22 protein-coding genes are annotated in these 20,897 nt (G+C 67.0%); 14 read left to right on the plus strand and 8 right to left on the minus strand.

The features are described 5' to 3' along the window. Nucleotides 1-187: 187 nt before the first annotated feature. The 7 genes from ABZV31_RS36080 to ABZV31_RS36110 all read right to left on the minus strand — a co-directional run bounded on the left by ABZV31_RS36080 (nt 188) and on the right by ABZV31_RS36110 (nt 5,817). A complete protein-coding gene (locus ABZV31_RS36080; RefSeq protein WP_355901072.1) occupies nt 188-1,249 on the minus strand; it encodes an alcohol dehydrogenase catalytic domain-containing protein in 1,062 nt (353 codons plus the stop codon). 35 nt (nt 1,250-1,284) lie between these two features. Next, the gene (locus tag ABZV31_RS36085) at nt 1,285-2,316 is read right to left on the minus strand and encodes a 2Fe-2S iron-sulfur cluster binding domain-containing protein (protein ID WP_355901073.1); all 1,032 of its coding nucleotides are present in this window, start codon (nt 2,314-2,316) and stop codon (nt 1,285-1,287) included. Then, nucleotides 2,288-3,295, minus strand: a complete 1,008-nt coding sequence (locus ABZV31_RS36090; protein WP_355901074.1) for a hypothetical protein — start codon at nt 3,293-3,295, stop codon at nt 2,288-2,290. The genes ABZV31_RS36085 and ABZV31_RS36090 overlap by 29 nt, the downstream gene beginning before the upstream one ends. Nucleotides 3,296-3,297: 2 nt before the next feature. Further along, nucleotides 3,298-3,600, minus strand: a complete 303-nt coding sequence (locus ABZV31_RS36095) for an MmoB/DmpM family protein (RefSeq protein WP_355901075.1) — start codon at nt 3,598-3,600, stop codon at nt 3,298-3,300. A gap of 15 nt (nt 3,601-3,615) precedes the next feature. Further along, nucleotides 3,616-3,978, minus strand: a complete 363-nt coding sequence (locus tag ABZV31_RS36100; protein WP_355901076.1) for a Rieske 2Fe-2S domain-containing protein — start codon at nt 3,976-3,978, stop codon at nt 3,616-3,618. Further along, nucleotides 3,975-4,220 (minus strand): toluene-4-monooxygenase system B family protein, encoded by a 246-nt coding sequence (locus ABZV31_RS36105; protein WP_355901077.1) that lies wholly within the window; start codon nt 4,218-4,220, stop codon nt 3,975-3,977. The genes ABZV31_RS36100 and ABZV31_RS36105 overlap by 4 nt, the downstream gene beginning before the upstream one ends. A 127-nt stretch (nt 4,221-4,347) precedes the next feature. Next, a complete protein-coding gene (locus ABZV31_RS36110) occupies nt 4,348-5,817 on the minus strand; it encodes a toluene monooxygenase (RefSeq protein WP_355901078.1) in 1,470 nt (489 codons plus the stop codon). A 323-nt stretch (nt 5,818-6,140) separates the two neighbouring features. On the opposite strand from ABZV31_RS36110, the gene ABZV31_RS36115 reads away from it, so the two are divergent. From ABZV31_RS36115 to ABZV31_RS36160, 10 genes are all read left to right on the plus strand, one after another. After that, complete coding sequence (locus ABZV31_RS36115) at nt 6,141-7,148, plus strand: IclR family transcriptional regulator (protein ID WP_355901079.1); 1,008 nt, start codon at nt 6,141-6,143, stop codon at nt 7,146-7,148. Between the two features lie 128 nt (nt 7,149-7,276). Next, nucleotides 7,277-8,041, plus strand: a complete 765-nt coding sequence (locus ABZV31_RS36120) for an alpha/beta hydrolase (RefSeq protein WP_355901080.1) — start codon at nt 7,277-7,279, stop codon at nt 8,039-8,041. Next, nucleotides 8,038-9,309, plus strand: coding sequence for a cytochrome P450 (locus tag ABZV31_RS36125; protein WP_355901081.1), 1,272 nt, complete (start codon nt 8,038-8,040; stop codon nt 9,307-9,309). Before ABZV31_RS36120 ends, ABZV31_RS36125 begins: the two co-directional genes overlap by 4 nt. After that, complete coding sequence (locus tag ABZV31_RS36130; RefSeq protein WP_355901082.1) at nt 9,306-9,998, plus strand: helix-turn-helix domain-containing protein; 693 nt, start codon at nt 9,306-9,308, stop codon at nt 9,996-9,998. The genes ABZV31_RS36125 and ABZV31_RS36130 overlap by 4 nt, the downstream gene beginning before the upstream one ends. Nucleotides 9,999-10,116: 118 nt before the next feature. After that, on the plus strand, nt 10,117-10,905 hold the full coding sequence (locus tag ABZV31_RS36135; protein ID WP_355901083.1) for a fumarylacetoacetate hydrolase family protein: 789 nt from the start codon (nt 10,117-10,119) through the stop codon (nt 10,903-10,905). Nucleotides 10,906-10,907: 2 nt separating this feature from the next. Continuing rightward, nucleotides 10,908-11,813, plus strand: a complete 906-nt coding sequence (locus ABZV31_RS36140) for an acetaldehyde dehydrogenase (acetylating) (protein ID WP_355901084.1) — start codon at nt 10,908-10,910, stop codon at nt 11,811-11,813. Further along, nucleotides 11,810-12,841, plus strand: a complete 1,032-nt coding sequence (dmpG, locus tag ABZV31_RS36145; protein ID WP_355901085.1) for a 4-hydroxy-2-oxovalerate aldolase — start codon at nt 11,810-11,812, stop codon at nt 12,839-12,841. The genes ABZV31_RS36140 and dmpG overlap by 4 nt, the downstream gene beginning before the upstream one ends. Further along, nucleotides 12,841-13,623: a 4-oxalocrotonate decarboxylase gene (locus ABZV31_RS36150; RefSeq protein ID WP_355901086.1), complete on the plus strand. Its 783-nt coding sequence runs from the start codon at nt 12,841-12,843 to the stop codon at nt 13,621-13,623. Before dmpG ends, ABZV31_RS36150 begins: the two co-directional genes overlap by 1 nt. 1 nt (nt 13,624) lies before the next feature. Continuing rightward, complete coding sequence (locus tag ABZV31_RS36155) at nt 13,625-13,879, plus strand: 2-hydroxymuconate tautomerase (RefSeq protein ID WP_355901087.1); 255 nt, start codon at nt 13,625-13,627, stop codon at nt 13,877-13,879. Then, entirely contained in the window at nt 13,876-15,324 is a 1,449-nt protein-coding gene (locus tag ABZV31_RS36160) for an aldehyde dehydrogenase (protein WP_355901088.1), read from the plus strand. Before ABZV31_RS36155 ends, ABZV31_RS36160 begins: the two co-directional genes overlap by 4 nt. A 192-nt stretch (nt 15,325-15,516) precedes the next feature. Here ABZV31_RS36160 and ABZV31_RS36165 read toward each other — a convergent pair whose 3' ends face one another. Continuing rightward, complete coding sequence (locus tag ABZV31_RS36165; protein ID WP_355901089.1) at nt 15,517-15,957, minus strand: VOC family protein; 441 nt, start codon at nt 15,955-15,957, stop codon at nt 15,517-15,519. Nucleotides 15,958-16,833: 876 nt separating this feature from the next. On the opposite strand from ABZV31_RS36165, the gene ABZV31_RS36170 reads away from it, so the two are divergent. From ABZV31_RS36170 to ABZV31_RS36185, 4 genes are all read left to right on the plus strand, one after another. Continuing rightward, nucleotides 16,834-17,787, plus strand: a complete 954-nt coding sequence (locus tag ABZV31_RS36170; RefSeq protein WP_355901090.1) for an AraC family transcriptional regulator — start codon at nt 16,834-16,836, stop codon at nt 17,785-17,787. Nucleotides 17,788-17,899: 112 nt separating this feature from the next. Continuing rightward, nucleotides 17,900-18,610: a type 1 glutamine amidotransferase domain-containing protein gene (locus tag ABZV31_RS36175; protein ID WP_355901091.1), complete on the plus strand. Its 711-nt coding sequence runs from the start codon at nt 17,900-17,902 to the stop codon at nt 18,608-18,610. A 33-nt stretch (nt 18,611-18,643) separates the two neighbouring features. Continuing rightward, complete coding sequence (locus tag ABZV31_RS36180; protein WP_355901092.1) at nt 18,644-20,194, plus strand: acyl--CoA ligase family protein; 1,551 nt, start codon at nt 18,644-18,646, stop codon at nt 20,192-20,194. Nucleotides 20,195-20,272: 78 nt separating this feature from the next. After that, the gene (locus tag ABZV31_RS36185) at nt 20,273-20,893 is read left to right on the plus strand and encodes an MEDS domain-containing protein (protein ID WP_355901093.1); all 621 of its coding nucleotides are present in this window, start codon (nt 20,273-20,275) and stop codon (nt 20,891-20,893) included. The last annotated feature ends 4 nt before the right edge of the window (nt 20,894-20,897 follow it).

Raw genomic sequence — 20,897 nt, forward strand, 5'->3', positions numbered from 1 at the left:
CTGTCCAGCCGCATCCTCGGCTGGCCCTCGATTGGCTCGGCGAGGAGCAGGCCGCCCAGCTCGCGGACACGTACCAGCCCTCCTGGCACCGGGGTTGAGGTTCCTTCGGGATGCGGATGTAAGGGCCGGGTGGCCCGGGGTGAGATTCCCCGGACCACCCGGCCCTTACATGCCATCCGACTCGGAATCAGGGCCGGATCACCATTTTGAGGAAGCCGTCTTCACGCTCTGCGAATTGCGACGCGGCCTGGGGGAATTCGTCGAGACTGACCCGGTGCGTCAAGACTGTCGTGGGATCGATGACCCCACGCTCGATCGCCTGCATGGCGCGCCACTGACCCACCTTGGCGTTGGCGAACCCATTGAGCCGGATCTGAAGGTTCTTGAAGAACATGTCGAAGAGGGACACCGGGTGCTCCCGCTCGAGGTAGACGCCACCGCCACTGATCGTCCCGCCGGGGCGCGTGATCGACACGGCCAGGTTGAACGCATCACCCCGCCCGGCGAACTCCACGACCTTGTCGACCCCGCGGCCGTCTGTGGCTTCCGCGACGACATCGTCGATCGGATCCGAGTCGACGTTGACCGCCTTCGCTCCGAACGCTGCCGCCTTGGCGAGCCGGGACGGCACCCGGTCGAATGCGAGCACCTCGGCCTGGGTCCGCTGGCGCGCCAGCTGAAGAGCGAGCAGGCCTGTCGGTCCGCTCCCGATGACCGCCACCGTATCGGTGGCCTGGATTTGCGCCGCGTCCACCGCGATCACGGCGGCGGGCAGGTTGCAGGACAGGAAGACCGCTGCCTCGTCGGAGATCCCCTCCGGAACGTGCTCCAGGTGGTTGTCCGCCAGTGGGACGCGGACGTATTCGGCCTGACTGCCGCCAAGATCACCGAAAGCGACACCGAAACCGTAGATCGCGTTGCCGGTCGTCTCACAGTGCGCGGTCTGGCCCACTCGACAGGAGAGGCAAAGCCCGCAGCTCACCGAGTAGGGGAAGCTGACCCGGTCTCCCGGGGAAAACCGGGAGACCTCCTTGCCGACATCCATGACCTCGGCGGTGATCTCGTGCCCCAGCGTGGTCCGGCCCGGTGCGACCATCTGCTCGACCTCGCCTCCGTAGAGGTAGAGGTCGGAGCCGCACATCGAGGCGGCAATCGTTCGCACGATCACGTCGTGTGGGTCTTCGATGGTCGGGCTCGGGACGTCCTTGATCTGCACGTCCCGCGGCCCGCAATAGACAGCAGCACGCATGGCTGTCACACCTCCATTTCAGAAGCGGGTTGATGTCATCCAAAGCTGTCGTAGTGGACCCGATCGACCTGGACACTCTGCTCACGCAGGAGCGCGCGAACGGCATTGACCATGGGCGGGGGGCCGGCCAGGTAGATGTCGCTGTCGGCCAGACCCTCCAGGTACGGCGTCAGGCTGTCGGTCACGAACCCTGTGGTGCCGGTCCAGGAGTCGTCAGGCGTCAACAGCGCCCCGTACAGCCGGCCGTCGGACATACCGTCGACCAATGACCCGAGCTCGTCCCAGCAGACCAGCTCCGCCCGCGTGGTGGCGCCGTAGAAGACACGGACCGGCCGCTGGTCACCGATTGCCGACAGCTGCCGGACGAGCGCGAGGATCGGGGAGATACCGGTGCCGCCGGCGACGAGAACGACAGGTCGTACGCCTTCGCGGAGCCACATGTCGCCGTACGGGAGCTCCACCTGGATGTGGCAGCCGACAGGAAGCGCGAACAATTGCTCGCTGCCTGGCCGTCTCTCGTACCGCTTCGCGATGAACTCGACGACCGGGGAGCCGGAGAGGTCCGACATCGAGTAGCAGCGTCGCAGTCCGGGCGCGACCTCGAGGATGGCGTACTGCCCCGCGCGGTACACCGCCTCGCGCTCGAGCTGGAAGCGGAACCTGCGGATCTCCGGCGCCAGCTCCTCGACATCAACGAGCTGAGCGCGGTGGTCTGCGGTCGGCAGCTCTACGCGGGGCTGCTCGCTCGCCCACAGCGGCTTGATGACCAGATCCGACGTCGGTGTGGTCTGGCAGGTCACCATACGTCGCCGCCTCGCGTCCCGAGCATCCACCGCAGGAGCTTCCGTGAACAGCAGGTCGGCCTCGCCTTCGACGACGGTCACCTTGCAGGTCCCGCAGCCGCCCCAGCCGCACTCATAGGGGAGCCAGATCCCCGCACGCCGTGCGGCGGCGAGGATCCGGTCTCCTTCGCAGACCTCGAATGTGTCACCTGTATTCGCCAGGGTGACCCGGTGGGTCCGCACTGTGCTCGGGGGATCAGAGGCCGCAGGAGTCGAGGAAGGCACGGTACTGCTCTCTCGTCGCGCCCACGACCTGGCCGGCAGGCATCGGGCGAGGTGCGGTCTTGAAGATCGGAGCCAGGGACTGGACAGCCTTGTCCGCTCGCGGCTGCCATGTCTCGAGCCATCCGGTCAGTACATCCCGAAGCTCAGGTCGATGCTCCAGGGCGTAACGGACGAGGGCGGCCGTCCAGTCCTGGCTGCGCCGGCTGTCCAGCTGGAAGTCGGAGAAGAGCAGCGTGAGGAAGTTGTCCTCGTTGTTGCGGGCGAGTTCCGCGAACTGCCAGTTGAGCAGCGCATCCACGGCTGGCTTCAGCGCCAGGTTGAGGGCGGTGAAGGCCTCGCCCCAGTCGTGCGCGGTAAGCAGCTGCTCGAGACCCTTGCGCAGCGGCTGCCAGGCCTCGTCGTCCTCCCACCGCGTGCGTGCGGTGGACGTCGCCGCGAGGTCCTCGCCGTGCGCGTTGGACAGCACCTTCGTCCAGTAGGCGATGCGCTGCACACGGCGCATCTCGTCTGCGGCCTGGAAGTTGGCACAGTTGGTGATGAAGGAGGACGGTGCCATCTGCCCGACGTACAGACCGGACATCTGCAGGACGTGCAACGGGAACCGGATCGGCACGTACAGCCGCCGGAGGGTGTCCACCCAGGCCGGGTCCAGGTCGGCAACCGCATGGGTGGCCTCGTGCTGGTCGATCAGCAGGTCGAGGTACGTCTCGCGGCCGTGTTGCAGCGCCACATAGTCCGTGTAGGTGAGCTTGTGCGGGTCGCGGAACTGCTCCCAGTCGTCGACGTTGAGGGGCGAACCCTCACGGTGCTTCACGTACCACTCGTTGATCGGCGCCTGCGAGTCGATCTCGAACGGGGCCGGGTCCCGGCGGAAGTGGTAGTGGAACTTCGCCGCCGTCACCTCGTAGGCGCTCGGCTTGCGCTTGACGTCGCCGAGCAGGCTCCAGGTCTTCGCCGGTCGGCGCTGTCTCGTTGCCATGGTCAGTCCTGCCTTTCGAGGTACCAAACGACCTCGTCGTCCGTGAGCTTCATCCGGCCGGCGAAACCCGAAAGCGCGGGTTCCAGTTCAGGAAGCTGGAACTTGCGGCCCAAGGCGTCTTCGAGGCTCGCCCGGGTGACGCGGCACCGCTGCGGAACGCCGATGCGGATGTATCCGCCCTGGTCGTCCACGTCGACGTCGACGTCGGGGTTGTCCATCTCGATGGCCGTGATCACCGCGTCCGCCAGGTTGGCATCAAGCCCGCGGATCACCGGCCCCACCATCTTCACGTGTGCCTGCTCCATGGATGCTCTTCCTCACTAGGGCTGGAACCGGTTGTGGTGCCGCCGGCCGTCCTGGGGGATACCGACCTGGATCCGGTCTTCGGTGACCCGGACGGGGTACTCGTACAGTCGGCATCCGGTCGGGTTGAGCCCGGCGCCGGTCTTCATGTCGAACTCCCAGTTGTGGCCGCCGCACAGGAGGACAGCCGAGTCCTCGTCCCACTTGCCGTCGGCCAGCAGGACTTCCTGGTGCGGGCACATGCCCTGGTAGGCCTTGACGTCGCCGCCGGTCAGGTGCACGAGCAGAACCTGCTCGTCGTCGACCTCGACGTCGAGGATGTCGCCCTCCCAGAGCTTTTCTCGCTCGACGGCGCTCACCCACCGGATCTCGCTGGTCATGAGTAGAGGACTTCCAGCACGTCCAGCGGTGCCACGCCCGCGTCCACGACCGTCGCCTCCGGAGGAAGGAACTGTCCCTGGTGGCGCACCCGCATGGGGCGCTCCTGCGGCGGCACCCGCCGGTCCACTACGTGATGGGCGATCTTTTCGGCAACGACCGTCATCGGGTCGGTGTCGTCAATGGGCACGAGGACGACGACGAAGTCGTCTTCGAAGATGCCCTGCACGGGAAACAGAGCCATGGTCAGCCTTTCTCTCTTTCCGCTTCCGAGTTCCGGCGTCGCGGAGGTCGCGGAACTCGGAAGCGGAATCCGGTGCCCGAAAGCGGATGGTCCTTGATGGATGTCCGGTGGACTCACCGGACACCTCCTACGAGGCGGCGAGCCGGGCCGGCGATCCTTCGAAGGCCCACGCATAGTCGGTCGCGTCCTGCCCCATCTCCTCGGGAGAGAGGCCCATGTAGGCGAGAGCGCCCTCCATCGTCGGCGGCTGGATCAGGCCGCCCAAGAAGCGGTCCACGATGCCCAGGTGCCCCTTGAAGCGGTCCGAGCTCTCCTCGAAGACCCACTTGCAGGGTTCGGAGCAGAAGGTGTAGCGACGGCCGTCCAAGTCGAGCAGCAGGGGTGCCGGGCTGTCCAGGTGGCCGGCCATGTAGCCGGCGGGAGTGCACACGGGGATGTGGCACATGTTGCAGACCATCGGGAAGGTCTCCGGCAGGGTCAGCTCAGGCCGTCCCTTGCGGACGTTGCTGCCCAGGACGTCCCAGTACTTGCCGAACGTGTCGTTCCAGCCGGGGTACTTCTCCTCCAGCCAGTCCCGCTCCTCCGGGGATACGCCGGCGTCCGGGTTCCACCACACGGTCGGACGCCAGAAGTACACGCCGAGGTGGTAGGCGTGGTGCAACCAGGTCAGCTCGGTGGAGAAGTGCTCGTCCCAGTACCACGGCTTCTCGAGACCGAAGTCACGGAACTGGTCCAGGAACTGCTTGATGATGAACTCGTCCATGAACTCCTTGAACGAGTGCGTCCGGTGCTCGAGCGGGGTGTAGTAGTCCATCGACAGGCCGGTCAGCAGCGAGAACAGCTTCCACGTCCGCCAGAACATGTGGTCGACGAGCTTCTGGGCGACATCCTTCTTGCCGTTCTCGACCAGCACCTTGATCGTGGGCTCACCCTGCTGGGCGTGCCGGGCCTCGTCGGTCTGGATGGACGAGATGAGGGCGCCGAAGTCGATGTCGCCGACCTTCATCGCGTCGGCGGCCAGGCCGAGGAACTGGAGGTTGGTGAAGCCGGTCTCAAAGGTGAAGGTGAGCTGGATGGCCGTCGACACCGCATCGTTGGCGGTGAACATGTCGTCGAAGAGGCTCCGCGCCGCGATGGCGCCCCACTCGTTGGTGTGGAACGTCTTGTGGGCCCAGTCCAGCCGCGGCTCCTTGGGAAGCAGCTGGTGCGGGAAGTACGTCTGGAGCTGGCCGTGGCGGGTCTCGTCGAGGCAGCCGAAGGTGGCCATGTTGCGCCAGGCCGCGGCTCGCCCGAAGCGGGCCATCCGCGCCTCCCCGATACCCGCCAGGTACTCCCCGATCGGGATGGCTCCGTAGTGGGCGGTGATCGCCGCCTTCCAGCCCGGGTCCAGCTCGTCGAACAGCCGGGAGCGGCCGACGACGTTGTTCACCGAGAACACCCCGGCGTCCTTACCGACCTGGTTGTGGACGTACTCGGAGTAGGTGATCTTGTAGGGCTCGTCCCACGTCCACCAGCTTTCGGCCGGAACACCGAAGCTGTTCGAGAGGTCCTCAGGCCACGCCTGATCCTCCTCGACGTAGGAGAGTTTCCAGTTCATGTCCCGAGTGAGGTCATACCACTCGGAACGGGCAAGGCCCGGCATGGCTTCTCCCTTCTGGTCACCAATGGCATCGGACCGTCCTCCGCCGGTGCTTTCACCTCCGGTAGGGGCCCGTGACCACCACTGCCTGTGCGCTTCGTGACAGAGCTCAGCATGGGTGGGCTGCTGACCTGCCCGTGGTGGACGTTCCTTCCTGCGGAACGGCTGTGCAGGGCGTCCTCCAGGTGCGGGCGAAAAGGGGCAGCTTGTCCCGGCACAGTCCGCACAACCTCTTGCCAAGACGAAATTCTGGGGATTCTTCGTCCTCACGGGGCGGAAATGTGCCCGCACTCGTTTCCGCCATCCATGCGGAGGGCTACCGTCCGTGGTCAGCCGACGACCGGATGGTGCCTGCGAAGATCGTGTATCCCCTGGAGCCGACGGCAACCGACAACGGCGTCAACCAGTCCTCGGAGGTGCGACATGTGCGCTCACCCACCGAACTGCCCCTCGACCGAATCCGCCGATCGCAAGCCGGCGCAAACGACCCGGAACGGCGAGTGGAGGTGTCCGAGGTGACCGATGTGCCCGTGGACCGCTCCGCCGTCGATGGCGGGCTGCGATCGGTATCGACAGCATTGGAACTGCTGGACTGTTTCGGCGCCGCCCACGAGCTCGGGGTCTCGGAGATCGCCCGGCGGCTGGGTGTCGCGAAGAGCACTGCTCACCGGCTGCTCACCACGCTGTGCACCCACGGGCTGGTCGAGAAGAACACCCAGAGCGGGCAATACCGGCTGGGGCTGCACCTGTTGGAGCTGGGCCTGCAGGTGGCAAGCCGCTTCCGGATCCGACAGGCCGCGCTGCCGCTGCTCGAAGAGCTGCGGCAGCGCACCGGCTGCACGGTCCACCTGTCGGTGCCGGAGGGCGCTGACGTCCTGTTCGTGGAGCGTCTGCAGTCGCTGAACGGCATGCAGTTGTTGGCCGACGTCGCGCGCCGGCTGCCGGCGCACTGCACCAGCTCAGGCAAGGTGATGGCTGCTTTCGACCCCAGCTTCGCCCAGTTCCGACGTGCGGCCGGATTCCCTGTCATCACTTCGTCCACGATCCGCACCCCGGCAGCCTGGGACCGCGTGCTCGACGAGACGCGCCGGCGCGGCGTCGCCATCAGCCGGGATGAGATGACGGTTGGACTGACGTCCGTGGCCGCACCGGTCCGTGACTACGCGGGGCGGGCGCGGGCGGCGATCTCCATCGTCGCGCCGACTCGGAGCGTCGGAGACGGCGTCGAACGCTCTGCGCGACTGGTCACCGAGGTGGCGCTCAAGCTGTCGCGCGTCCTGTGCCTCTGACTGCCCTGGACGGGCTCGTTGAGTGACCTGAGCCCGGAACGAAGCATTGAATTTTCCCGGAGCCGAGCCGATACTGTCAGTCAAATATTGAGCGGAGTGCTCAATATTTGACTGGCCAGGAGGCGATCGTGGCAGGACAGGTTCTTCCCTACGAGCTCCACGGCAACGGACCGCACCATGTCATCGCGCTGCACGGCTGGTTCGGCGACCGGACCAGCTTTGCTGCCCTGCGCCCGCACTTGGACCGGACGGCGTTCACCTACGCCTTCCTGGACTGTCGCGGATACGGCGAGGCGAAGGACGCCGAGGGCGCCTACACCGTCGAGGAGATCGCTGAGGACGTACTCGCGGTGGCCGACGACCTCCGTTGGCCGGAGTTCTCGCTGCTCGGCCACTCGATGGGCGGGATGGCCGCGCAGGCGGTGCTACTGATCGCTCCTGAGCGGGTGCTCTCGATCGTCGGCGTGTCCCCCGTACCGGCCTCGGGCGTGCCGTTCGACGAGCAGGGCTGGCAGCTGTTCGCCGGCGCCGCCGAGGAGCCCGGTAACCGGCGGGCGATCATCGACTTCACGACGGGCAACCGGCTGACCGGCACCTGGCTCGACGTGATGGTGCGCCGCTCGGTGGACCGTTCCTCCGTCCCGGCGTTCCGCGCCTACCTCGACTCCTGGGCGCGAAGCGACTTCCACGAGCGCATCCAGGGCAACGAGATCCCCGTGCTCGTCGTCGCCGGAGAGCAGGACCCGGCGCTGTCCCCCGACGTGATGCAGGCGACCTGGCTGAAGTGGTACCCCCATGCAGAGCTGCAGGTGTTCGCGGACGCCGGTCACTACGCCGTCGACGAGGTTCCTGTCGCGCTCGCCTCAGTGGTCGAGAGGTTCCTCGACCGATGACCATGGTGATGGGACCGAACGTCTTCGACCCGCGGGCCTACGCATCCGGGATCCCGCACGAGGCATTCCGGCGGCTCCGCGACGAGAACCCGGTGAGCTGGCAGGAGGAGCACGAGGTCGGCGACTGGCCGGCCGGGCCCGGGTTCTGGGCGGTCACCCGCTACGCGGATGTCGTGCGCGTTCTGAAGTCGCCGGCGGAGTTCTCCTCGTGGTTGGGGGCCACGCAGATCCGTGACCCCGACCCGGCCGACCTGCCGTTCATCCGGAGGATGATCCTCAACCTCGATCCGCCGGAGCACATGCGGCTGCGGCGGATCGTCGGCCGGGCGTTCAACCCGCGCCGGGTCGAGCGGTTCGCGGCCGACGTCGCGGGGCGGGCCCGCCGCCTGGTCGACGCCGTGGTCGAGCGCGGCGAGTGCGACCTGCCGGTCGACATCACCGACGACTTCCCGCTGCGCAACCTGGCTGACCTGCTCGGCGTCCCTGAGTCCGACCGCCGGATGCTGCTGGAGTGGACGAACCGGGTCATCGGCTATCAGGATCCCGAGCACGCCGAGATCATCCGAGGCCCGGACGGGAAGCCGGTCAATCCCCGCTCCCCGGCGATGCTCCAGGACATGTTCGGTTACGCCCAGCAGCTCGCCGAGTTCAAGCGAAAGCATCCGGCGGACGACGTCATGACCGCGCTGGCGACGGCGGAGGTGGACGGGCACCGGCTGACCGACCCGGAGCTGGAGATGTTCTTCTTCCTGCTCTGCGTAGCCGGCAACGACACCGTCCGCAGCGCCGGACCCGGCGGCGTACTCGCCTTCGCGCAGCACCCGGACCAGCGGCGGCTGCTGCTCGACCGTCCAGAGCTGCTCGACTCTGCGATTGAGGAATCGTTGCGCTGGCACCCACCGGTGCTCAGCTTCCGACGCACCGCAACTGCCGACGTCGAGCTGGCGGGGCAGCGCATCCGCGCCGGCGACAAAGTTGTGGTGTTCCACTGTTCCGCGCATTTTGACGAGAGGCGGTTCGCCGACCCGATGCGCTTCGATGTCACCCGCTCGCCGAACGACCACGTCGCGTTCGGGGACGGTCCGCATGTCTGTCTCGGCGCGCACTTCGCTCGCCTGCAGCTGCGCGCGCTCTACCGGGAGGTGCTCTGGCGACTGCCCGACCTGGAGCCGGCCGGGCCGGCGGACCGCCTGGTGTCCAACTTCATCAATGGCGTCAAGCACCTGCCGGTGCGCTTCACACCAGGTCGACCACTGGGAACCACATGACCGAACCCCACCCCGCAGGGGCGAAGACTCTCGACTCCGGGCTGCGCATCCTCTGGGCGCTGCGCGAGCACCCGGACGGCTTGGGCCTGGCCGAGCTGGCGCGTCTGCTCGAACTGGACCGCAACGCCGTACGCCGGATGCTCGGCGCGCTGACCAGGCACCGGCTCGTCGTACGGGTCGAGCCGACGAGGTACCAGCTCGGGCTCGGACTGGTCGAGCTCGCGCTGGCGGTGCAACCGCGGCTTCGGGAGGCGGCTGCAGCCGAGCTGCGGCGACTCGCTGATGCCGCAGGGGCGACGGCTTTTGTCACCGCCCTCGAGGGTGACGATGCCGTGGTCGTCTCCGTCGTCGAGCCGACGCGATCGTTCGCGCACGTGGCGTACCGCGCGGGCCTGCGCCATGCCGCGGACCGGGGCGCATCGGGGATCGCGATCCTGGCAGGGCGCCCGCCGGTAGCAGGGGAGCGCCCGGAAGTCACCGCGGCCCGCGATCGCGGGTACTCAATGACAAGGGGTGAGTTGGAGCCGGGGACGTGGGGGCTCGCCGCACCCGTCACCGCGGGCCGGCTTCCCGCCGAGGCCAGCGTCGGCGTCGTGTCGATCGGCGAGCTGGACGAGGACCGCACCGCACCGGAGGTGCTGGCAGCGGCCGCGACGATCTCCGCGCTGCTGCCTGCCGCGGCTCGCTGACCACGCGCCTGCGGGCAGGGCGTTCCGCGCTCAGGAACGTGTGCCGTAGGACGGGTCCTCCCTCTCCTAGCGTCTGCGACAAGCGATCCATCCGGTGCGAGTCGAGGTGGTGTGACACGTGGACGCTGTCGCTCAGGCAGAGGTGGCCGACCTGCTGCTGTCTGCATACAAGACGCGGGTTCCAGTGAACCCGCCGGCCGAGAAGTACGACGATCTCACGCTGGACGATGCGTACGAGATCCAGCTCCTCCAGATCCGCCGTCGGCTCGCGGCCGGAGCGACGATCAAGGGGCACAAGGTGGGCCTGTCCTCACCCGCCATGCAGCGGCAGATGGGCGTCGACCAGCCGGACTACGGCCACCTGCTCGACGACATGTTCTGGCTCGAGCACCTGCCGATCCCCGCGGACCGGTTCCTTCAGCCACGGGTCGAGCCGGAGGTCGCGTTCGTGCTCAAGCGGCCGTTGAAGGGACCGGGTGTGACGGTTGCCGAGGCGGCGGCGGCAGTCGACTTCGTCCTGCCGGCACTTGAGCTGATCGACAGCCGGATCCGGGATTGGAAGATCGGCATCCTCGACACCATCGCGGACAACGCGTCATCGGCCGGTGTGGTGCTCGGCAGCACACCCACGCCGCTGTCCGCGGTCGACCTGCGTCTCGGCGGCTGCAACCTGCACAAGAGCGGCGAGCTCGTCGCGACAGGTGCCGGAGGCGCGGTCCTGGGTTCGCCGCTGACGTCGCTGGTGTGGCTTGCCAACACGGTCGGCGCGCATGGCGTCGTACTCGAGGCAGGACACGTCGTCCTTCCAGGATCTGTCACCGCGTCGATCCCGGTTGCCGCAGGCGACAACGTGACCGCCACCTTCGCCGGGCTCGGCAGCGTGACCGCGCGTTTCACAGAGGAGTGAGGATGACGAAGGCGACGGCCGCGATCGTCGGCCCGGGCAATATCGGTACCGACCTGCTGGCGAAGCTGCAGCGTAGCGAGCACCTCGACGTGCGCTACATGGTCGGTGTCGACCCGACGTCGGACGGCCTCGAGCGCGCACGCAAGCGCGGCGTCGAAGCGTCGGCAGGTGGCGTCGACTGGTTGCTCGCCCAGGACGAGTTGCCGGACATCGTCTTCGAGGCGACGTCGGCGAAGGCACATCTTGCGAATGCCCCACGGTATGCGGAGGCCGGCATCCAGGCGGTGGACCTGACACCGGCCGCCACCGGTCCGCTGGTTTGCCCGCCGGTCAACCTCGAGGAGCATCTGGCGGCGCCGAACCTCAACATGATCACCTGCGGTGGGCAGGCCACGATCCCGATCGTGCACGCGGTCTCGCGCGTGGTGCCGGTGCCGTACGCCGAGATCGTGGCGTCGATCGCGTCCCGGTCGGCCGGCCCCGGCACGCGGGCCAACATCGACGAGTTCACCGACACCACGGCACGGGCGATCGAGCGGGTCGGTGGCGCGCAGCGCGGCAAAGCCATCATCATCCTGAACCCGGTCGACCCTCCGATGATCATGCGGGACACGGTGTTCTGCGCGATCCCGGCGGACGCCGACCGTGCAGCCATCACCGACTCGATCGAGAAGATGGTGGCCGGCGTGGCGCAATACGTACCGGGCTACACACTGCGCGCGGAACCGCAGTACGACGACCCGCGCGACATTTGGGCCGGGCAGGCCCGGGTCGCCGTCTTCCTCGAGGTGCGGGGCAACGGCGACTACTTGCCTCCGTGGGCCGGCAACTTGGACATCATGACCGCTGCTGCGGCTCGCGTCGGCGAGCTGCTCGCGGTCGCGAAGAATACGGCGGTGACGGAATGACTCGCGACCTACGCATCACGGACTCGACGCTGCGGGATGGCTCGCACGCGATGCGGCACCAGTTCACCGAGGAGCAGGTGCGTGGCGTCGTGTACGCCCTCGACGCCGCCGGTGTCGAGGTCATCGAGGTCGCCCACGGCGACGGGCTGGGCGGCTCGTCGTTCAACTACGGCTTCTCCAAGGTCGACGAGATTCAGCTGATCCGGGCTGCCGTCGACGAGGCGACGGCAGCGAAGATCGCGGTGCTGCTCCTGCCCGGCGTGGGCACGGTCGAGAACCTCAAGGCCGCGCACGAAGCCGGCGCGTCGGTTGCGCGAATCGCGACGCACTGCACCGAGGCGGACGTGTCGATCCAGCACTTCGGCGCTGCGCGGGATCTCGGCATGGAGACCGTCGGGTTCCTGATGCTGTCGCATCGCATCGAGCCGGACGCGCTGGCGAAGCAGGCGCGCATCATGGTCGATGCCGGTGCGCAGTGCGTCTACGTGGTGGACTCCGCCGGGGCGCTCGTACTCTCCGACGCCCAGGCACGCGTACAGGCGCTGGTGCACGAGATCGGGGCGCAGGCACAGGTCGGCTTCCACGGCCACCAGAACCTCTCCCTGGGCATCGCCAACTCGGTGCTGGCCTACCAGGGAGGGGCGAAGCAGATCGACGGTGCGCTGTGCGCGCTCGGCGCGGGCGCGGGGAATTCGCCGACCGAAGTCCTCGCCGCCACGTTCGAGCGGCTCGGCATCTCCACCGGTGTGGATGTGCAGGGCGCGCTGGCCGCTGCCGAGGACGTGGTGAAGCCGTTCATCCCGCGGCTGCCGTGGATGGATCGCTCTTCGGTCGTGCAGGGCTATGCGGGCGTCTATTCCTCGTTCCTGCTGCACGCCGAGCGGGCGTCGGAGCGGTACGGGGTACCGGCGCACGAGATCCTGCAGCGGGTCGGCGAGGCCGGCTACGTGGGTGGGCAGGAGGACATGATCATCGACATCGCGCTGCAGCTGTCGCAGGAACGCGAACTCGCCGAAGGAGCACGCTGATGAGCACATGGGACGTCGACCGGGCGGCCACCGCGCTGCTCGAAGCGGAGGATTCGCGCACCGACCGTGGTCCGATCACCGACGAGTGGCCGGACCTCGACCTCGCGACCGCCTACGCCGTGCAGGACGAGACGCTCCGTCGTCGGCTGGATCGCGGGGAGAAGCTGACCGGCGTCAAGCTGGGCCTCACCTCGCGCGCCAAGCAGCAGCGGATGAACGTAACTTCGCCGCTCACCGCGTGGCTCACCGACGCAATGGTGCTGCCCGCGGGTGACCCGCTCCCACAGGACAAACTCATCCACCCGCGCGCGGAGCCGGAGATCGTGTTCGTGATGCGCGACCGGCTGGCTGGGCCTGGCATCACTGCGGCCACCGCACTCGCGGCCGTCGGTTCCGTGTACGCGGGCATCGAGGTGATCGACAGCCGCTACCGCGATTTCAGGTTCACCTTGCCCGATGTGGTCGCCGACAATGCCTCGTCCGGATTCTTCGTGACCGGCCCGGTCGGCCGGCCGCCGTCAGAGCTCGATCTCGCGCTCGAGGCGTGCCTGGTCGAGATCGACGGGCAGATCGTCGACTCGGCGACCGGCGCCGCGGTGCAGGGCCATCCCGCTGAGGCGCTCGCACTGGCGGCCAACGACCTGGGTCGGCGAGGGCTCGCGATCGAGCCCGGATGGGTCGTACTCACCGGTGGGATGACGGACGCCGTCCTTGTGCCGCCGGGCGCCAAGGTGGCCGTGCACTTCACCAACCTCGGTTCCGTCTTCCTTTCCGGAGGCTGACGTGCCACTGGTCGAGGTGACGATGGTGGAGGGCCGCACGCCGGAGCAGCTCCGGTCGCTGATCCATGCACTACACGAGGCGGTCGTACGCGCTGTCGCGGCGCCACCGGAGAACGTACGCGTCGTCGTCCGCGAGGTGCCGCCGACGCATTGGGCAGCGGGCGACGTGACCATTTCGGAGCGGCTCGGCGACGCGGAACTCGCGACGCGGGCGAGCGCGCGCCCGATAGAGCCGAAAGGCGAGGGTGAACGATGAACTTTTACGGGCACGTGATTGACGGGGAAGAGGGCGAATCGCTCGACGGTGCGCGGTTCGGCACCGTCGACCCGTTCACGCGCGACCCGTGGGCGCAGATCGCGCTCGGGGGGAGAGCCGACGCCGACCGGGCGGTCGCCGCTGCGCGCAAGGCGTTCGACGAAGGACCGTGGCCGCGGATGGGATTCGCCGAGCGGGGGCGGATTCTGCACAGGCTGGCCCACCTGATCGAGCAGCACGCCGACGAGCTGGCCCTTGCCGACACCCGGGACATGGGCAAGCCGATCACCCAGTCCAGGGGCAACGACGTCCCACGTGCGGCCTACAACTTCCGGTTCTTCGCCGACCACGCGCGGTTGTCCACCGGCGAGATGCTGCCGATGGACACCGGCCACCACGCCTACACACGGTTCGAGGCGGCCGGCGTGGTGGCGGCCATCGCACCGTGGAACTTCCCGCTGATGCTGGAGACCTGGAAGGTCGCTCCGGCGCTGGCGTGGGGCAACACCGTGGTGCTCAAGCCGGCGGAGGACACCCCCGTCTCGGCGACAATCCTGGCCCGGTTGGCGCTCGAGGCCGGCGTGCCGCCTGGCGTGTTCAACGTGGTGCATGGCTACGGTCCGGACTCGGCCGGCCAGGCGCTCACGGAGAACGGTCAGGTGGACCGGATCACGTTCACCGGCGAGTCCGAAACCGGCCGGATCATCGCGCGCGCCGCGGCAGCGAACCTTACCCCGGTCAGCCTGGAGCTCGGCGGCAAGGGCGCCAACGTGGTGTTCGCCGACGCCGACCTGGACAACGCGGTGGACTGGTCCATCCGCGCGATCTTCACCAACGCCGGACAGGTGTGCCTCGCCGGCAGCCGGATCTACGTGCAACGCGCAGTCCACGACGAGTTCCTCTCCCGGTTCGTCGACGCTGCCGAAGGGATGGTGATCGGTGACCCGCGGGAGCCGGCCACCCAGATCGGGCCACTCGCCTCGGAAGAGCACTACCGCAAGGTTCGCCGCTACGTGGAGACGATCGAGTCCGAGGGCGGCAAGCTGCGCACCGGTGGGCTCGGCGACGGCTGGGTGGTTCGACCCTCCGTGATCGTGGACATGCCTCTGGGCGCGCGGCACTGTCACGAGGAGATCTTCGGGCCGGTCGTCGTCATCACGCCGTTCGACACCGAGGCGGAGGCAGTGGGTCTGGTCAACGAGAGCCCGTACGGCCTCAGCGCCATGCTGTTCACTGAGAACCTGCACCGCGCTCACCGGGTCTCGGCCGCGCTGAAGGCCGGAACCGTTTGGGTGAACTGCTTCTTCATCCGCGACCTGCGCGCCCCGTTCGGCGGCGTCGCCGACTCCGGCATCGGCCGTGAGGGCGGCAACTTCAGCCGCGAGTTCTTCACCGAGCCCAAGGCGGTCGTCATGCAGGTCACTGGTGATGAGCGGTCTGGATGAGAAGGTCATGGGAGCAGAGTCGTTGTACCAGTACCTGATCTGACGCTCCATCCTCGCAGTACCAGACGGCCACGCCCATCCTGAGGTCCAGGATGGGCGTGGTGCTGTGCGAGGAACCGTGTCGTATGAGGAGAGCGGCCCCACTCCGTGCGATTTCATGCACCGACTGCGGGAGGCGGCCCGTGAGGACCATCAACCGGTCATAGTGAACAGCTCCAGTTGGATGCCGTCGGGATCGCGGAAGACCAACACCGAGTATTCGAAAGGCTCGTGCATGTCGGTAATGCCCGCGTGCGGGATTCCTAGCTCGTTCAACCATGTCACCCAGGCTTCCAGCGCCGCTCTGCTCGAGACCGACAGCGCGAGGTGATCGAGCCCGGTGCGGGTCTCGTCGAACTGCTCCCCCTTGTTGGCGACGTGATGGTGGAGGCCGATTGCGAAATTCGAGTTCGGATCGGTCAGCAGAATCGCATACCCGCTGTCTTCCGACTCGTAGTGCGGGAAGGGCACCGGCACACGCTCCAGCCCGAAGACGCGCTGGTACCACTCGGTGCTGGCCTCGATGTCGGTGACGGTCGGCGAGAAGTGGTGAACACCATCTACCGTCGGCCGCCGGCTCTCGTTCTGAGTCATGATTCGCCTCCTGGATCAGCTTCGTGTGTACGCGGCGCAGCTGTTCACGGCGCCACGTTTCTGGTCGTCATGCCAGTTGTCGAAGGACTGTCTCCATGTCCACCTCCTCGTTCCGAAGATCGGCCACGTCCACCCGCGCCCGGGCTGTGGTGGATCACCTCTTTGTGCACTGCGGCAATTCCTCTCGGGGTCGTGACGGCGCGGGGGAGGTCAGGGCTCGATGGGATTGAGTACGCTGCGCTCCCGCTGCTCCAGCAGAGGAAGGACTCGGCCTTCGACGATCTGCCGGAAGTGGGGTTTCCTGGTGAGCCTGCAACGACCGTCAGGGGATGACCACGGGTGTGCGTTCGGGCGTCCGCGATCCAGACGGTCGTCCGTTCGGCGGCGGGTTCCCGCGCTGCTGTGTTCGACAGGAACCTGGATAGCGGGGGGCGCCAGTTGGGGGCAAGAAGTCCGGCCCTTCTCTGCAGGCTTCGGCGCAGACCTGGCAGAAATCCGATGGTTCGGCACGGCTGCAGAAATGGGCACAACGCGAGCAGGTTTGCCAGTAGGCGTGGCCCGGGTCATGCCTCAAAATCTTGCTACAACAGGCCGCATGCCACCCGGTTGACGGTTTCCGGCACCGAAGGAGCGTCATGTTACGGCTGCTCGTGATCGTTTCGAGTGCGCAAGGACGATTCCGCTCGCCGATGGGCTCCCGCAGGGGATGCCCCCGGTGGACCGGCACCCGCAGGCGGTGGCGGACCCCGCGGGGGCAGCGCGGACTGGTCGCCGATGCCGGAATCCGGGTCCTGGCCCACGAGGCAAGTCAGAGGGCGGACCGGCCGGCAGATATGCGAGGCAGCCGCCGTCGCACAGACGGAGAGGAGCGCGAACATGGGATATGAATCCCTGCGGGACGGGCTGGTCCAGGCCGGAGAACTGGTCTCCCTGATAGCCCAATACGCACCCGATGAGGGTGCCAACTACTCTGTCTGGCCAGGCCTCACTCTCTACCGGTTCGGCTCCCCGATCCCGCCGCACTGGGACGCGGTGAACTCGCTGTCGCTCTGCCTGGTGGCCCAGGGCCGCAAAAAGGTGCGGATCGGGAGCCGGGACTATCTCTACGACCCGCTCCACTACTTGGTGCTCACCCGGGACCTGCGTTTCCAGGCGGAAATCACTGAGGCGTGCGCCGCCCAGCCATTTCTGTCATTCGTCATGCAGATCGATCCGCAGCTGGTCACCGAGGTCCTGGCCACCATGCACCGGCCGATGACGGCCCTCTACCAGAAGCCGCAGAAGCCCAGGCCAGTGGCCTACGTCAGCCCGCTGGACACCAACCTCATGGGCGCCACCCACCGCTTCCTGCTTTCGATCGACTCAGAGATCGACCGGGCCGTCCTCGCTCCCATGTATGTGCGCGAGATCGTCTACCGGCTGCTGCTGTCCGAGCAGCGCGCCCGGTTGGTGGAACAGGCCGGGGTCCATTCCTCCCGGAATCCGGTCACTGGCGCCATCCGCTACATGAAGGACACCATTCAGCACCCGATTCTCGTCGGGGACATCGCTGACGCAGTCTGCATGAGCGAGTCGGCCTTCGCTCACTTATTCAAGCAGTCCACCGGGATGTCTCCGTACAAGTTTCTCAAACAACTCCGGCTCGAAGCGGCCCGCGACGCACTCCTCAATGAAAACAAGAGCGTCACCGAGGCGGCTTCCGAAGTGGGCTACGCCAGCCTGTCTCATTTCATCAATGAGTTCAAACGACACTTCGGTGAAACGCCCGGCACGTATGCCGAGCGGCTCCGGGGGGTGACGACACTCTCGCTCCGAGAAACATCCGGCTGACCGACGCCTCCGCCTATACAGAGGAATGCAAGAAACCCTGCTGCACCTGGCATCTGACCCGAATTCGACCGGATCCGGCGCAACCACCGTACGGCCGACGAAAGGACCAGACATGACGACTATCCTCGTTGTACTTTCGGGCTCCGATCATTGGACGCTCGCCGACGGCACCAAGCACCCGAGCGGTTACTGGGCCGAGGAGTTCGTAGTCCCCCACAAGATCTTCCGCGAGGCGGGGTTCGATGTCGCCATCGCCACCCCGGACGGTGCCCCGCCCACCGTCGACAAGGCCAGCCTGACCCCCGAGATGAACGGGGGCGACCAAGGGCGGGTCGAGGAGCTGCGCGACTACATCGACAGCCTTCGCGGCGAGCTCGGCTCCACCATGCGCCTCGAAGATGTCAGCCCGGGTGACTTCGACGGCCTCTTCATCCCCGGTGGCCATGGCCCCATGGAGGACCTCGCCGTCTCGAAAGCCCTTGGCCCGCTGCTGGTAGGAATTCTCGACAGCGGCAAGGTCGTCTCCGCTGTCTGCCACGGCCCCAGCGGCCTCTTCGCCGCCAAGCGGGCCGACGGCTCCTGGGCGTTCGCCGGCTACCGTCTCACCGGGTTCACAGACGTCGAGGAGCAGCAGGTCGGATTCGCGGACAAGGCGCAGTGGTTGCTCGAGACCCGGCTGAAGGAAGAGGGTGCGGAGTTCGCGTCTGGCGACCCCTGGGCCCCTTACGTGGTGGCAGACCGCAACCTGGTCACCGGACAGAACCCGGCCTCGAGTGAGCCCATCGCCCGCAAACTCGTCGACATGCTCTCCGCGACGGCCTGAGCAACAGCACGAGGCAAGACAGAGGATCCTGCCATGAGCGAGATGACCTTCCGGGAACTGACCCCGGTGTCCTTCCTGGAGCGGGCGGCCGCGGTGTTCGCAGACCGTCTCGCCGTCGTGGACAGGAATCTCCGCTACACCTACGCGCAGTTCTGGGTGCGCGCGCAGCGGATGGCCGGGATGCTGGCCGACCACGGTGTTCGTCCTGGTGACCGGGTTGCTGTGCTGGCCCCCAACACACACGTGTTGTTGGAGGCGCACTACGGGGTGCCACTGGCGGGTGCGGTGCTGGTCGCGATGAATACCCGACTCGCTGCACCCGAGATCGCCTACATCCTTGAGCACAGTGAGGCGCGGCTGGTCATCGCGGATGCCGAGTACCAACCCGTGCTCGCGAAAGCGTTGAGCGGAAACAAAGAACCGCCGACGTTGATCACTTCGACGCAGTACGAACCGCTCGTGGACAAGGCGGCGCCGCTGCGGGTCGAGGTCACCGACGAGCGCTCCGTGTTGTCGATCAACTACACCAGCGGCACCACCGGGCGCCCCAAGGGCGTGATGTATCACCACCGAGGCGCCTACCTGCAGGCACTCGCGATGGCGTACCACACAAAGCTTGACACCTCGTCACGCTATCTGTGGACCCTGCCGATGTTTCACACCAACGGCTGGTGCTTCCCGTGGGCGGTGACCGCGGCGGGTGCGGTGCACCGTTGCCTAGGCAAGATCGATGCCGAGGAGATCTGGCGCGCGATCCGCGCCGAGGGCATCACCCATTTCTGTGCCGCACCCACGGTGCTGGCGATGCTGGCCGACCACCCCGACGCGGTGACTGCCGGCCCGCATCCGGTGCGGGTGTTCGCGGGTGGCGCACCGCCCTGGCCAGCCCTGCTGGCGCGGATGGACGCCCTGGGCATCGATGTCCGGCACCTCTATGGCCTGACCGAGACCTTCGGTCCCGCAGTGGTGTGCGAATGGCAGCCCGAATGGGACGGCTTGCCGGCAGAACACCGCGTACGGCTCACGGCACGGCAGGGGATCGCCAACATGATCGCCGAGCCAGTACGCGTTGTGGACTCGGCCGGAGCTGATGTGCCCGCCGACGGGGAAACACTCGGCGAGATCGTGCTGCGCGGCAACGATGTGATGCTCGGTTACTACCGCGACGCAGAGGCCACCGCTGCGGCCAGCCTCGACGGCTGGTTCCGCAGCGGCGACCTCGGCGTAAAACATCCTGACGGCTACATCGAACTCCGCGATCGGATCAAGGACGTGATCGTATCCGGAGGAGAGAACATCACTTCGGTCGAAGTGGAAAACACCCTGACCGAACACCCCGATGTGCTCGAAGCGGCCGTTGTCGGTGCCTCGCACCCGAAATGGGGTGAGGTCCCGATCGCGTTCGTCGTGCTGCGTTCCGGGGCATCGGCCGGAGAGCGAGAGCTCATCGAGTTCGTACGCTCCCGGATCGCCGGGTTTAAGACCCCGCACCACGTGATTTTTCGCGAGCTCCCCAAAACCTCCACCGGAAAGCTTCAAAAGAATGTGCTACGCGAATGGGCGACCCAGCCGGAACAGACATGACCTGCAGGTCCTCAAGTCAGCGCGGCTGGAGTACGATGCTCAACCGATTACGGCATTGCAGAAAAGAGGGAGCCGACGGTGCCCGACCCCATTCCGACCTCGGTTGCCCTCGGCGTTCCAGGTGTCCAGGTCACGCCCGGCGAACATCTGTGTGCCTTCTACCGCGGCCTGGCGGGGCGCGATGAGATCCTGATCCCGTATCTCCGCGAGGGACTGCAGACCGGCGACAAGTGCATCTGTGTCGTGGACGCCACCGATCCCGAGGTGGTGTTGGCGGCCATTGCCACGGACCTCGACCTCGAACCCTGTCTGAGCAGCCGGCAGCTCGATGTCCAGCGATCGAGCGATACGTACCTGCGTGATGGCAGGTTCTCCATGCACGTCATGCTCGACTTCTGGGGCGACGCGGTCTGCACAGCTCTCGCCCAGGGGTTCCCCTTCTCCCGGGCCGTGGGGGAGATGACTTGGTCACTGCATCAGATGCCGGGGGTCGACGAACTGGTGGAGTACGAGTCGCGGCTCAATCGCTTCGCGCCGCGTTACCCCCAGGTGATCCTGTGCCTGTATGACCTCGACCGTTTCAGCGGCGCGATCCTGATGGACGTGCTGAAGACGCACCCGAAGGTTCTGGTCGGCGGCATGCTGGTCACCAACCCCTACTACCTCGAGCCCGACGAGTTCCTCGCGACGAGGCAGTGAGGAG

It is taken from the genome of Streptomyces sp. NPDC005202 (assembly GCF_040608235.1).
Classification (GTDB): Bacteria; Actinomycetota; Actinomycetes; order Streptomycetales; family Streptomycetaceae; genus Streptomyces.